Below are 12,174 nucleotides of genomic sequence, written 5' to 3' on the forward strand. Positions count from 1 at the left end.
TGCGACGGCTGGTTCGGCGGGTGGTTGCCACCCCCCGGGCAGCCACCCACACGAGCCACACCCCGATGACCGGCGCACCACTGGCCACGCTCCCGCTGTCGACCCCGGCCGACGTGACCGTCGCGGTGGACGCCGCGCGGGCGGCCCAGCGGTCGTGGTCCCGGACGCCGATGGAGCTGCGCGAGCGCATCTTCCTGCGCTACCACGACCTCGTCCTCGAGCGTCAGGCCCAGCTCCTCGACACGGTCCAGCTCGAGTCGGGCAAGACGCGCCGGCAGGCGTTCGAGGAGGTCGCCGACGTGGCGATCGTGGCCCGGCACTACGCGCGGTCCGGCGCGGCATACCTGCGCCCACGCCGCCGGGCCGGGCTCTTTCCGCTGCTGACCCAGACGATCGAGCACCACCACCCGCGCGGCGTCGTCGGGGTGGTCAGCCCGTGGAACTACCCCCTGAGCCTGGCCGTCACCGACGCCATCCCGGCTTTGATGGCCGGCAACGCCGTGGTGCTGCGGCCCGACCTGCAGGCGTCGCTCACCGCGTTGCAGGCCGTGGCCCTGCTGACCGAGGCCGGGCTCCCCGAGTCCGTGCTGCAGGTCGTGCTCGGCGACGGCCCCACGGTCGGCCAGGCGGTCGTCGACCTCACCGACTACGTCTGCTACACCGGCTCGACCGCGACCGGTCGGTCCGTGGCGACGTCGGTGGCGGGGCGGCTCGTCGGCTACTCCCTCGAGCTGGGCGGCAAGAACTCGATGTACGTCGCCGAGGACGCCGACCTCGACAAGGCCGTCGAGGGCGCCGTGCGGGCGTGCTTCTCCTCCGCCGGTCAGCTCTGCATCGCGGTCGAACGGCTGATCGTGCACGAGTCGGTGGCCGAGGAGTTCACCCGGAAGTTCGTGGCGGCCGTCAAGACGATGCGGCTCGGGGCCGACCTCGCGTACGGCGTCGACATGGGGTCCTTGGTCTCCGCCGCGCAGCTCGAGGCGGGTCACCGCGCACGTCGACGACGCGCGGGCCAAGGGTGCGAGGGTCCTCACCGGGGGCCGACCGCGCCCGGACCTCGGCCCGTACTTCTACGAGCCCACGGTGCTCGAGGGCGTGAGCGCGGCCATGGACCTGCGCGACGACGAGACATTCGGCCCCGTCGTCGCGATCTACCGCGTCCACACCGACGACGAGGCCGTGCGGCTCGCCAACGACACCGACTACGGGCTCAACGCCGCCGTCTACACCCGCGACGTCGCGCGCGGTCGGCGCATCGCGACCGCGATCCAGGCCGGCACCGTCAACGTCAACGAGGCGTATGCCGCCGCCTGGGGCAGCGTGGCCGCTCCGATGGGCGGCATGAAGCAGTCGGGGATCGGTCGGCGCCACGGCGCCGAGGGCATCCTCAAGTACACCGAGTCGCAGAACGTCACCGCGCAGTACCTCGTGCCGGTCGCCCCCGTGCGTGGGATGTCGGAGGAGACCTATGTCCGGCTGATGACCGGCGCCCTCAAGACGTTGAAGGCGCTGGGCCGCCGGTGAGTGCGAGCTCGGCGCCGGCTGACTACGACGTCCTCGTCGTGGGGTCCGGCTTCGGCGGGTCGGTGACGGCGCTGCGCCTGGCCGAGAAGGGGTACCGCGTCCACGTCGTCGAGTCGGGCCGGCGCTTCCGAGACGAGGACTTCGCCAAGACCTCGTGGGACCTGCGGAACTACGTGTGGGCGCCCCGGCTGAAGTGCTTCGGCGTCCAACGGATCCACCGCCTGCCCGACGTGGTCATCCTCGCCGGTGCCGGCGTGGGTGGCGGGTCGCTCAACTACGCCAACACGCTCTACGTGCCGCCGGCGCCGTTCTTCGCCGACCACCAGTGGGCCGACATCACCGACTGGCAGCGCGAGCTCGCCCCGCACTACGCGATGGCCTCGACGATGCTCGGCGTCGTCACCAACCCCTGCGAGGGCGTCGTCGAGGACGTCATGCGGGCCACGGCGCGCGACCTCGGGGTCGAGGACACCTTCCGCAAGACGCCTACCGGCGTGTTCTACGGGATGCCGGGACGACGGGTCCCGGACCCCTACTTTGGCGGCGCCGGGCCGGACCGCACGGGGTGCACCGAGTGCGGCAACTGCATGGTCGGCTGCCGGGTCGGCGCGAAGAACACCCTCGTCAAGAACTACCTCGCCCTCGCCGAGCGACTCGGGGTCACCATCGAGCCGTTGCGCACGGTGGTGCGGGTCGCGCCCCGCGCCGGCGGTGGGTATGCCGTGACCCACGAGGCGAGTGGCGCGTGGTTCCGCCGCGCGCGGCATACGGTCACGGCCGACCAGGTCGTGTTCGCGGGCGGCGCCTGGGGCACCCAGAAGCTCCTCCATGCCATGCGCCAGACGGGGGTCCTGCCGCGGATCTCCGCGCGCCTGGGCCACCTCACGCGCACCAACTCCGAGGCCCTCAACGGCGTGATGATGGAGAAGGCCAGCCCCGCGGCCGACCTGTCGCGGGGGGTCGCCATCACCGCGTCGTTCCACCCGGACGCCGACACCCATGTCGAGAACGTGCGCTACGGCAAGGGTTCCAACGCCATGGGTGTCATGGCCACGATCCTCGTGCCCGGCGGGTGGCTGCCGCGGCCGCTGCGGTTCGTCGTCGAGGCGGTGCGGCACCCCGTGATCTTCGTGCGGTCGCTGTCGCAGTACCGCTGGAGCGAGCGGACCGTCATCGGCCTGGTCATGCAGTCGCGCGACAACTCGCTGCAGGTGCGCGGTCGGGTCGGCCTCTTCGGCGGCCGGGGGCTCACCTCGCGCCAGGGCCACGGGGAGCCCAACCCGACGTACATCCCCGCGGGGCAGACGGCGATGGTGGCCCTGGCCCGCAGGCTCAGCGAGGCCACCGGGCTGCGTGCCTTTGCCGGTAGCAGCATCGGCGAGATCGTGAACATCCCGATGACCGCGCACTTCCTCGGCGGGGCGACGATCGGGTCGAGCCCGGAGCGCGGCGTCATCGACGGGTACCACCGCATCTGGGGTTACCCCGACCTGCACGTCGTCGACGGGTCGGCCGTCTCGGCGAACCTCGGCGTCAACCCCTCGTTGACGATCACGGCCCAGGCCGAGCGCGCGATGTCGTTGTGGCCCAACAAGGGCGAGGCCGACCCGCGGCCCTCGCAGCGGGAACCGTATGCCGTCGTCGAGCCGGTCAGGGCGGGGCGCCCTGCGGTGGTGCGGTACACCCACGAGAGCGCTGTGGTCTGAGGCAGGTGGTTCGTGGGCTGGTCATCGTCGACGCGACGGCGTGCTGGTCGACAGCGATCGGCACCTCCAGGAGGCGGGGGCCCAGACCTGCGTGGCGTCGTCGGGGTCCCACACGCGCATCGTCGCGTACTGCGCCCTGACGCCGGCCAGCTTGCTGACCGAGGCCGACCAGCGCATCGTCGCCATGCGCGACCTGCCCGGCGCGGTCCTCGCCGCCCTGGCGCCAGCAGGCGACGGGCGCCCGACGTAGGCACGGCAGCACGGAAGGCGGCCAGTGCTGAGGTCCCCTGCGCCGCAGCAACAGCCGCCTTCGGATGGTGCGGTTGGAGACGAGCCGGGGATGGGTCTCCAACCGCACCACCCAGAAAACGACTTGTGGGGGTGGGAGTTACGCGCGGCCAGGAGAAATCTGGGTGACGGACCCCGGGGTGGCGGCCGCGGCCCCTGAGGGGGCCGTCGCGGCACCCTGGTCGCGCCACGAGGCCCACAGCGCGGCATACGGACCGCCGGCGGCGACCAGCTCGGCGTGGGTGCCGATCTCGCTCACCCGGCCGTCCTCGACGACCGCCACTCTGTCGGCATCGTGGGCGGTGTGCAGCCGGTGTGCGATGGCGACGACGGTGCGGCCCTGGACCACCGCGGCCAGCGAACGCTCGAGGTGACGCGCGGCCCCCGGGTCGAGCAGCGAGGTGGCCTCGTCGAGGACCAGGGTGTGCGGGTCGGCCAGCACGAGCCGCGCGAGGGCGAGCTGCTGGGACTGGGCCTCGGTGAGGACGTGGCCGCCGCTGCCGACCGTCGTGTCGAGCCCGTCGGGCAGGAGCGACGCCCACCCCAGCGCGTCGACGGCCCGCAGCGCGGAGGCAAGCTCGTCACGAGACGCACCCGGTCGCGCGAGCAGCAGGTTGTCGGCCAGGGTGCCGACGAAGACGTGGTGCTCCTGGGTGACGAGCGCGACCTCGCCGCGCAGGTCCGCGAGCTCGAGGTCGACCAGCGGCACGCCGCCGACCTCGATGCGTCCCTCACGGGGTCCGTCGATGCCGGCCATGAGCCGCCCCAGGGTCGACTTGCCGGCGCCGGAGGGCCCGACGATCGCGAGCCGTTCGCCCGGGCGCAGGTCGAGCGAGACCCCGCGCAGGACGTCGCGGCCCGGTCGGTAGGCGTAGCGGACGCCGTCGACGGCGATCTCGGAGCCGTCGGGCCGGGCGCCGGTCGCGACCCGGTCGGGCGGGACCTCACCCACGCCGATGACCCGGGCCAGCGACGTCGCCCCGACCTGGATCTCGTCAAGCCAGCTCAGGACCTCGTCGAGCGGGCCGGTCAGCTGGTGGATGTAGAGCGTCACGGCCGTCGCAGCCCCAGCCGTCACGTGACCGTTCATCGCCAGCCACCCGCCCCAGACGACCGCACCGGCAGTCGGCACGTGGTAGCCCAGGATCACCGACGGGAACCACCGCAGGCGCAGGCCGAGGGTGTAGCGCTCGGCGCGGTAGCACTCTCGCAGCGCCTCGTGGAAGCGCGCCCGGCGGACGTCGGCGAGGGAGAGGGCATCGACCGTGCGCGCGCCGTCGACGGTCTCGGCGACGACGCCGTTCAGCTGGGCGTAGGTGGCGCGCTCCCAGAGGTAGCCGTCGGCGGCGAACCGCAGGTAACGACGGGTGGAGAACCAGTAGAACGGCAGCCCGAGCAGGATCGGCAGGGTCGCCAGCGGCGAGGTGAAGAGCGCCGCGACCACCGTCATCACGACGGTCACCCCCGCGACGAACAGCGAGGGGATGCCGAACCGGACGACGTGCGACAGGGCCTCGACGTCGTTGGTCGTGCGGGCCACGAGGTCACCGGTGCCGGCCCGCTCGACGGTCGAGAGCGGCAGGTTGACCGCGCGGCCGATGAACTGCTCGCGCAGCTGGGCGAACACGCTCTCGCCGAGGATGAACGACAGTCGCCGGGCCGCCCAGGTCAGCACGGTCTGGGCCGCGACCGCCACGGCCAGCCCCACGGCGAGGTGGTCCACGACGGACAGGTGGCTCGGCCCCGGGCGGCCGCTGACGGCATCGACCAGGCGACCGACGAGCCACGGGCCGGCGAGCGCAGCCAGGGCCGCGAGCGCATGCAGGACCAGCACCCGGGAGAACAGGCGGCGGTGCTCGGTCATGAGCGACCGGGTGTGCCGCCAGACCGAGCTCATGTCGGCGACCGGCAGGGTGCGCCGGGCGTGGTCGGTGATCACTGGTCGTCCTCCTCGCCGCGAATGACGATGCGCCGGTATGCCGGGTGCTCCAGGAGCTCGCGGTGGGTGCCCCGGGCGACCGCGAGACCGTCCTCGAGCAGGACGACGTCGTCGGCGTGCCCGAGCATGAGGGGGCTCGCGGTGGTCACGACCGTGGTGCGACCACGCCGGTGCTGGGCGAGGCGACCCGCGATGCGCGCCTCGGTGTGGGCGTCGACGGCGCTGGTCGGCTCGACCAGCACGACCACCGGCGCGTCGGTGAGCAGCGCCCGCGCCAGGGCCAGGCGCTGGCGCTGACCGCCCGAGTAGGACCGGCCGCGTTCCTCGACGAGGCCGTCGAGGCCGTCGGGCACGGCGTCGAGGACGTCGAGTGCGCTCGCCGTGTCGAGGGCGGTCCGGATCAGCCGGTCGTCGCCGGCGTCCGCGGTGGTGGTCGCCGTGCCAGCCCGCTCAGACGCGGCAGTGGCTGTGGGCGTCAGCAGCTGGTCGCGCAGGACGCCGGTGAACAGCCTGGGGTCGGACTCGCTGACGACCACCTGGCGGCGCACCTCGGTCAGCGAGAGGTCATCGAGCCGGGTTCCACCCCACGTCGTCTGGTGCGGGCCGGGGCCGTGGCGGCCGAGGCGGTCGGCTACCGCGGTCGAGTGCTCGGGCCGCGCCGACACCAGCGCCGTGAGCACGCCGCCCCGGATGCGGGTCCCTGAGACGGGGTCGTGCAGGTCGGCGTCGGCTGCCGGCACGGGCACCGACGACGACCTCGCACGGTCGTGGTCCGGGGTGACCGCCAGGATCCGCAGCATCTTCCCGGCGGCGATGTGGGCCCGGATGCCGCGGTCCACGACCTCGATGGCCGTCTGCAGCGGCATGGTGAGGAACGCGGTGTAGCCGTAGAACGCCACGAGCTGACCCGCGGTGATCTCACCCGTCACCGCCTGACGCGCCCCCAACCAGGTGACGAGGACGACGAAGATGCCGGGCAGCAGCACCTGGGCCGAGTCGAGCGCGGCCTGGATGCCGGCGACGTGGACGCCGCGCTCGCGCACCCGTTGCGACTGCTGCTCGTACCGGCGCAGGAAGGTGTGCTCGCCCCCGATGCCGCGAAGCACCCGCAGCCCCGCGACGGTGTCGGCCCCGAGCGTCGTCAGCCGGCCGGCCTCCTCGCGCTGTGCGGCCTGGCGGCGCTGGAGCGGACGGACGACCAGGGTGAGGCTCGCCAGCATGACTGGGCCACCGGCGAGGACGAGCCACCCGAGCGGCGGTGAGGCCGCCAGCAGGATCGCACCGACGACGATGTAGCTCGCGACCGCGCCGGACAGCCGTCCCATGACGTCGTAGAGCCCGCCGAGGCGCATCACATCGTTGGCGAAGACAGCGACGACCTCACCCGAGGGCATGGCACGAGTCAGCGCCGGCCCGGCGCGTTCCGCGCCCAGAGCTGTCAGCTGGGCCCCGCGGTAGGAGGCGGACAGCCAGTTGTGCACGGCGAAGAAGTGCCGGGCCGAGGCCATCGCGGCGGCGACCGCGCCGAGGCCGACCAGGACCAGGGCCCAGCGCACCAGGGCGGTGCCGTCGTGCCCGACGATGCCCTCGTCGACCCCGCGACCGAGGGCGGCCGGGATCAGGGCGATGGACAACATCCAGACCATGCCGCTGACCATGCCCAGGATCTGGGTGCGCCACTGCTGCCGGCCGACCCAGAGCAGGAACCGCACGGTGCTGCGGGTGTCGGGGCGGCCCGGGTCGGGAAACGGGATCTGGCGCATCAGGTGACCCACGGTAGGGGGCGGCCCCGACGGTTCGATACCGGTTTTCCCGCGGCCGCCGGTCTGGCCGGCGCGCCTCCCTGGTCTCCCTCGTTCTGGGGGCTGCCTCGGGTCACGTAGCCTGACGCCGTGCTGCGAACCGCCCTCAAGCCCCGCTGGCTGGGCCTGTTCGCACTCCTGGTTGCCCTGGTGGTGACGTTCGTCCAACTCGGCCTCTGGCAGCTCCACGTCGCCGAGGACAAGGGTCTGGCCGACTCGCTCCGCGCCGCGCACGACGCGCGACCAGCCGTCGTGGACACCGTCATCACCCCGCACCAGCCCTTCCCGAACCCCCAGTCCGGGCGTACGGTCACCGCCGTCGGCCGGTATGCCGCGAGCGACCAGCTCGTGGTCGGTCCGCGCCGCCTCGACGGCCGCAGTGGCTACTGGGTCGTGACACCGCTGGATGTCGCCAGCAGCGGGGCCCGCCTCGTGGTCGTGCGCGGGTTCGTCACCTCGCTCACCGCGGTCGGCCTGCCACCAACGGGCCAGGTCACGGTGGACGGCTCGCTCGCTCCGGGGGAGTCGCCGGCCGACGCGCCCGCGGGCCTTCCGGTCGGTGCGCCACCGGCCCTCGGGTCGATCGACCTGTCGATCCTGGTCAACCGCTGGCCGACCCAGCTCTACAACGCCTTCGTGTTCGCCCAGTCCGAACGGAGCGCCACCGGCGCCGACGTGACGCCCGCGGCCGGCCTGCAGCGGGTACCACCGCCGCAGGTGGGGGGCGGGCTGAAATGGCGCAACGCGGCATACGCCGTGCAGTGGTGGATGTTCGCGGCCTTTGCCGCGTTCATGTGGTTCAGGATGGTGCGCGATGATGCTGCCCGTGACTGACATCAAAGACCCCGCGAGCACCCTGAAGGCCCTGACCCTGTTCAAGGTCATGGCGATCCTGTCCGGCCTGGCGCTGTTCGTGCTGATCGCGATCATCGTGCTCAACGGCGGGTTCGGGAAGGGCGGCGCCTCGGCCGTCTGGAGCCCGATCCACGGGATGATCTACTTCGTCTACGTCATCTCGATCGCCAACCTCGGGTTCAAGGTCGGCTGGAGCCTGCCCAAGATGGTGGGCATCATGATGACCGGCTTCGTGCCGCTGCTGCCGTTCTGGGCCGAGCGGCGCTTCGTCGCCGAGGTCGAGGCCCGGCTGGCCCCGGCCCGCCGGTAGCCTTTCCTCGTGAGCGACCCCGCAGCCGCCGACCAGACCACCGACACCGCCGACACCGCCGACATCACGCAGGCCCAGGACGACGACCGCGTGGAGGCCCCGGAGGCCGACCGGGTCGAGCCCCCGACCACGCCGTTGCAGGCCAGGCCTGTGCTGGTGGTCGACTTCGGCGCGCAGTACGCCCAGCTGATCGCCCGCAGGGTCCGCGAGGCGAACATCTACAGCGAGGTCGTGCCCCACACCGCGTCGGTGGACGAGCTCCTGGCGAAGGACCCCGCGGCGATCGTGCTCTCGGGTGGGCCGTCGTCGGTCTACGAGGAGGGCGCGCCCGAGCTCGACGTGACACTCCTGCAGGCCGGGGTGCCGGTGTTCGGCATGTGCTACGGCTTCCAGTCGATGGCCCAGGCGCTGGGCGGCACCGTCGCCCACACCGGGCTCGGCGAGTACGGCGCCACTCCAGCCGCGATCGCCGACGTCGAGTCGACGCTGTTCAACGGCCAGCCCGCCGACCAGTCCGTGTGGATGAGCCACGGCGACTCGGTCACCCAGGCCCCCGAGGGTATGCGGGTCACCGCCTCGACGGCGGGGGCGCCGGTGGCCGCGTTCGAGGACGACGAGCGACGTCTCTACGGCGTGCAGTGGCACCCCGAGGTGATGCACTCGACGTTCGGGCAGCGCGTCCTCGAGAACTTCCTCTACCGCGGCGCCGGCCTCACCGGTGACTGGACCGCGGCCCACGTCGTCGACGAGCTCGTCGCCGCGATCCGCGAGCAGGTCGGATCCTCGCGGGTGCTGTGCGCCCTGTCCGGTGGGGTCGACTCCTCGGTCGCGGCCGCCCTGGTCCAGCGGGCGGTGGGTGACCAGCTCACCTGTGTCTTCGTCGACCACGGCCTGTTGCGCGCGGGCGAGGCGGAGCAGGTCGAGAAGGACTTCGTGACCGCGACCGGCGTCGACCTGGTCGTCGTCGACGCCCGCGACCGGTTCCTCGCGGCCCTGGCCGGGGTGTCCGACCCCGAGGAGAAGCGCAAGATCATCGGGCGCGAGTTCATCCGGGTGTTCGAGCAGGCGGCGCGCGATGTCGTCGGCTCACGTGGCGACGACGAGCACCCGGTCGAGTTCCTCGTCCAGGGCACGCTCTACCCCGACGTGGTCGAGTCGGGCGGCGGCACGGGGGCGGCCAACATCAAGTCCCACCACAACGTCGGGGGCCTGCCCGAGGACCTCCAGTTCAGACTCGTCGAGCCGCTGCGTTCGCTTGTTCAAGGACGAGGTGCGCCAGGTCGGCCTCGAGCTCGGGGTTCCCGAGGCGATCGTGTGGCGCCAGCCGTTCCCGGGCCCTGGCCTGGGCATCCGCATCGTCGGCGAGGTGACGGCCGAGCGCCTCGAGATCCTGCGAGCGGCAGATGCCATCGCCCGCCACGAGCTCAGCGCTGCTGGCCTCGACCGCGACATCTGGCAGTGCCCGGTGGTCCTGCTCGCCGACGTGAGATCCGTTGGCGTGCAAGGAGACGGCCGCACCTACGGCCACCCGGTGGTCCTCCGGCCGGTGTCCTCCGAGGACGCCATGACCGCGGACTGGACCAGAGTTCCCTACGACGTCCTGGCCAAGATCTCGACGCGCATCACCAACGAGGTGCGCGAGATCAACCGCGTGGTGCTCGACGTCACGAGCAAGCCCCCGGGCACCATCGAGTGGGAGTAAGCCACCGAGCCTGACCGCGGCTCGCGGCTCGCGGCTCGCGGCTCGCCATCGGCGATCGGACGCAGGCGACATGGCCGACTACCCATCCCACCACCGATAGCCTTGAGGGCGGGGCCGTTCGAGCACGTCAGGAGCAGCGGTGAGGATCGTGGACCGATTCGACCGTTTTCAGCGGGACAGGCCCTGGGTCGCGCTGCCCATCGCCGTGGCATACAAGTACTTCGATGACCAGGGCAGCTACCTGGCCGCGTTGGTCGCCTACTACGGGCTGGTGTCCCTCTTTCCGCTCCTCCTGCTGCTGTCGTCGCTGCTCGGCTTTGCCTTGCAGGGCAACCCGCACCTGCAGCTGGAGATCTTGACCTCGACGGTCAGCCAGTTTCCCGTCATCGGGGCCCAGCTGCGCAGCACCGGACTGCGCGGCAGCGGGATGGGAGTCCTCATCGGCGTACTCGGCTCCCTCTACGGGGCCCTGGGCGTCGCTCAGGCCATGCAGAACCTGATGAACGTCGCCTGGGCGGTGCCGCGCAACCGGCGGCCCAACCCGATCTTGGCTCGCGTTCGCAGCCTCCTCCTGCTGGCCACGGCGGGCGCCGCGGTGATCGCGACGACCGTGTTGTCCGCTCTGGGGGCCGCGGCCGAGTCCTTTGGTGCCAGCTCGTTCGGGGTGGGCGTGAAGGCACTGTTCATCCTCACCGCAGTGGTGGTCAACGCCGGCGTGTTCCTGCTCGCCTTCCGGATTGCGACGGCCCGCGACGTGTCGTGGCGGCGGTCAGCCCCGGGCGCGCTGAGTGCGGCCGTGGCGTGGCAGATCCTTCAGGTTTTCGGCGCCCTGCTCGTCGGCAACGTCCTGAAGAACGCGACGGCTGTCAATGGAGTCTTCGGTCTCGTGCTCGGGCTGGTGGCGTGGCTGTACGTGACGGCCGTGAGCATCGCGCTCTCGGTCGAGCTCAACGTGGTGCTGGCCAAGCGCCTGTGGCCACGTGCCCTGCTCACACCGTTCACCGACGACGTGAACCTGACGCGGGGCGACCGCCGCAGCTACACCGATTCGGCCAAAGCCCAACGGGCAAAGGGCTTTGAGACCGTCGACGTCAGCTTCGACAACGACGGCCTCAACGCCCGCCGCGCCGACCACGACAGCCCTTCCGATGGGCCGGGGAGAGTCCCCTGAGTCGCAATTCGGACGCGACGCCCAAGGACTGCCCAGTGGTCGATACGTTGGTGTGGTGCAGGAGTCCCATCCGAGCAGGAGTAGTCCAGTGAGCGCGACCGATCTCGTCAGCCGTGAGCTGATGCGGCACGTGCTCGTCGGTCCTCCGCTGCGGTTGGCCACCCGGCTGGCGGTCGAGGGGCGCGAGCACGTCCCGCCCCGTGGTGCCCTCATCGTCGCCTCCAACCACCTGTCGTTCATCGACTCGATCGTCATCCCGCTGGCGTCGGGTCGCCAGGTGCACTTCCTCGGCAAGGCCGAGTACTTCCAGGGCACCGGCCTGCGGGGTGCGGTGGTGCGGTGGTTCCACTCCGCGGCGGGCACCATCCCGGTCGACCGGGCCGACCCGCGTGCCGCAGCCGGCTCGCTCGAGCTCGCCGAGGAGGTGCTGCGCCGCGGCGACGCCTTCGGGGTCTACCCCGAGGGCACGCGCTCGCCTGACGGCAGGCTCCACCGCGGCCGCACCGGGGTCGCGCGCATGGCGCTCGCGACCGGCGCCACGGTGGTGCCCTGCGCCGTCATCGGCACCGACAAGGTCCAGCCGCCGGGGTCCAACGGCTTTCGTCCCGCCAAGGTGACCGTCCGGTTCGGCCCTCCGGTCGACGTCGACAGCCTCAAGGAGACCCACCAGAAGGCCGCGCTCCTGCGTGCGGTCACCGATGCCGTCATGGACGCGATCGGCGCCCTGTCCGGCCAGGAACGCTCGGGGTTGTACGCCTCGGACGTCAAGGCGCGGCATACGTCCCCTTCTCCGTGACCCCGCCCTCCTGCAGCAACCTCTGCGTGCAGACCTGAGGTATGCCGCGTGTCCGCGACCTGGGCGCGGGCGGTTAGGGTT

General features: G+C 72.0%; 8 protein-coding genes and 3 pseudogenes. 9 read left to right on the forward strand and 2 right to left on the reverse strand.

Annotation, left to right across the window (positions count from 1 at the left end; all coding sequences use genetic code 11):
• Positions 1–65 precede the first annotated feature (65 nt).
• From GKE56_RS18450 to GKE56_RS16655, 4 genes and pseudogenes are all read left to right on the forward strand, one after another.
• Positions 66–860, forward strand: a pseudogene (locus tag GKE56_RS18450) (aldehyde dehydrogenase family protein); the annotation flags it as partial.
• 121 nt (positions 861–981) lie between these two features.
• Positions 982–1,524, forward strand: a pseudogene (locus tag GKE56_RS18455) (aldehyde dehydrogenase family protein); the annotation flags it as partial.
• Entirely contained in the window at positions 1,521–3,230 is a 1,710-nt protein-coding gene (locus GKE56_RS16650) for a GMC oxidoreductase (RefSeq protein WP_154685499.1), read from the forward strand. The pseudogene GKE56_RS18455 and the gene GKE56_RS16650, both read left to right, overlap by 4 nt.
• Positions 3,231–3,270: 40 nt before the next feature.
• The gene (locus GKE56_RS16655; RefSeq protein WP_154685500.1) at positions 3,271–3,480 is read left to right on the forward strand and encodes a hypothetical protein; all 210 of its coding nucleotides are present in this window, start codon (positions 3,271–3,273) and stop codon (positions 3,478–3,480) included.
• A 138-nt stretch (positions 3,481–3,618) separates the two neighbouring features.
• On the opposite strand, the gene GKE56_RS16660 is transcribed toward GKE56_RS16655, so the two are convergent.
• Both GKE56_RS16660 and GKE56_RS16665 read right to left on the reverse strand, forming a co-directional pair.
• Positions 3,619–5,415, reverse strand: a complete 1,797-nt coding sequence (locus tag GKE56_RS16660; protein ID WP_154685856.1) for an ABC transporter ATP-binding protein — start codon at positions 5,413–5,415, stop codon at positions 3,619–3,621.
• A gap of 38 nt (positions 5,416–5,453) precedes the next feature.
• A complete protein-coding gene (locus tag GKE56_RS16665) occupies positions 5,454–7,220 on the reverse strand; it encodes an ABC transporter ATP-binding protein (RefSeq protein WP_154685501.1) in 1,767 nt (588 codons plus the stop codon).
• A 129-nt stretch (positions 7,221–7,349) separates the two neighbouring features.
• Here GKE56_RS16665 and GKE56_RS16670 point away from each other — a divergent pair, with 129 nt between their 5' ends.
• The 5 genes and pseudogenes from GKE56_RS16670 (at position 7,350) to GKE56_RS16690 (ending at position 12,093) form a co-directional block, all read left to right on the forward strand.
• Positions 7,350–8,093 (forward strand): SURF1 family protein, encoded by a 744-nt coding sequence (locus GKE56_RS16670; protein ID WP_154685502.1) that lies wholly within the window; start codon positions 7,350–7,352, stop codon positions 8,091–8,093.
• Positions 8,086–8,424 carry a DUF3817 domain-containing protein gene (locus GKE56_RS16675; protein ID WP_230209052.1) on the forward strand — a complete coding sequence of 113 codons (339 nt, stop codon included), beginning with the start codon at positions 8,086–8,088 and terminating at the stop codon, positions 8,422–8,424. The genes GKE56_RS16670 and GKE56_RS16675 overlap by 8 nt, the downstream gene beginning before the upstream one ends.
• Positions 8,425–8,514: 90 nt before the next feature.
• Positions 8,515–10,126, forward strand: a pseudogene (guaA, locus tag GKE56_RS16680) (glutamine-hydrolyzing GMP synthase).
• A gap of 139 nt (positions 10,127–10,265) precedes the next feature.
• Complete coding sequence (locus tag GKE56_RS16685; RefSeq protein WP_154685504.1) at positions 10,266–11,297, forward strand: YihY/virulence factor BrkB family protein; 1,032 nt, start codon at positions 10,266–10,268, stop codon at positions 11,295–11,297.
• Between the two features lie 88 nt (positions 11,298–11,385).
• Complete coding sequence (locus GKE56_RS16690) at positions 11,386–12,093, forward strand: 1-acyl-sn-glycerol-3-phosphate acyltransferase (protein WP_230209053.1); 708 nt, start codon at positions 11,386–11,388, stop codon at positions 12,091–12,093.
• Positions 12,094–12,174 lie beyond the last annotated feature (81 nt).

It is taken from the genome of Nostocoides sp. HKS02 (genome assembly GCF_009707485.1).
In the GTDB taxonomy this organism is placed as follows: domain Bacteria; phylum Actinomycetota; class Actinomycetes; order Actinomycetales; family Dermatophilaceae; genus Pedococcus.